Source organism: Spiroplasma sp. ald (assembly GCF_044714355.1).
Classification (GTDB): Bacteria; Bacillota_I; Bacilli_A; order Mycoplasmatales; family Mycoplasmataceae; genus Spiroplasma; species Spiroplasma phoeniceum.
In genome coordinates, this window is the sequence record NZ_RXFY01000156.1 from 1 (window position 1) to 1,497 (window position 1,497).

General features: G+C 24.3%; 1 protein-coding gene. It reads right to left on the reverse strand.

What is annotated here, in order from left to right:
• On the reverse strand, positions 1-433 hold a 433-nt coding region (locus EHU54_RS05780), incomplete at its 3' end, for a hypothetical protein (RefSeq protein WP_400249444.1).
• Positions 434-1,497 lie beyond the last annotated feature (1,064 nt).

Sequence of the window (1,497 nt, forward strand, 5' to 3'; positions counted from 1 at the left end):
TTCAAATTATAATTAAAGAAATTATTAAAGTAATTAAAGGTAAAATTGTAAATACTAATCCTATTTTAGATATTTTTAATCGTGGAATATCAATTTTCATATCAACTTTTGGTTTACTACTAGCAACAAATATTCCTTGAATTCCATGTGTAAATAAAGGTGTTAATAAAATAGAAATTCCATTACCTCAATATTGACCATAATTATATCAATTAATATTATCTTTTATTGCATTAATCATGCCATATTCTAATCAACAATTTAATACTAAAAATATTAATGTATAAAAACTAACTACCCAACTACGAATTTTATATTTTCTTTCTCATTCTTTAATATCTTTATGAGTTCAATTATAAGTAGGAATAGGGTCTTTTTTAAATCAATTTCAAGGTAAGGCACCTTTTAATCAAGTTGTTTTATCTTGTTTCATTAATTTAATTCCTTCCTAAATTACTTTTTTTCTTTCAATAAACACAAATCCTAAAGGTTTAAATGTTGCTGGACCATTAACTCCAATATTAATCAATCCATCAGGATTAATAGATAATGCTAAACATGCACTATTAACACCTATTTGATCATATATAACACCTATTGTTTGTGTAAAACTACGCCTTGTTTGCAACATTCCTTGACTCTTTAAATCTCCTTTGCTATCTTTTCCTGAGGCTCAAATTCTATAAATATAATTTTCTTTATCAAAATTAGCAATATTATATCCGATTTGACCAACTCTAAAATCACTAGTATCAACTTCTTCTCAATCATTACCACCACTAATTGAAATATCACCACTTCCTAATAATGAATTACCATTAATAGTTTTAATGTTTGTTCCACTTATTAATTTATCTTGTTTATCTAATAAAATATTATCAATTGCAGCTGCATCGTAATAATTATTTTTTAAGTCTTGTGATGTTTTTACAATATATTTACCATCTTGCTTATCAATATAATCTTTATTTAAATCACTATCTTTAATACCATCTGATGGAATATCACCACTTTGTTTTGCTTTTCAGACATTATCTTCATAATAAATCGTGTTATTATCAAATGGAACTATTAATTTAATATATTCATTATAATCAATTTTAGAAAAATCATTAATAATTGGATAAGTAATATTTATTGAATTATCTGTTTGTAATCGTTCTTTTAATCAAAATAATAATGTTNGATAAAAAGTTTTTTTATTAATATGTTTATATTCTTCTTCTCATGGATGAGCATAATTATCTAAACTATAATTATATGGTCTAGATACTGTTTTACTAGATATAATATCAATAATTTCACCTGCTAATTTTAAAGCATTTTTTACATCACGAGTAATATTTTCATTTGCCTCAGGATCATTAGTTTGTGAGTAAGCAACTCCACTTTGTGAAAATGAAGCACTACCTGTTAAGTCATTAACTCCTTTTGGTAAATATCAATTCATAACTGCTAATAAACAAGCAGATTGAATATAACTTAATCATTTATCAT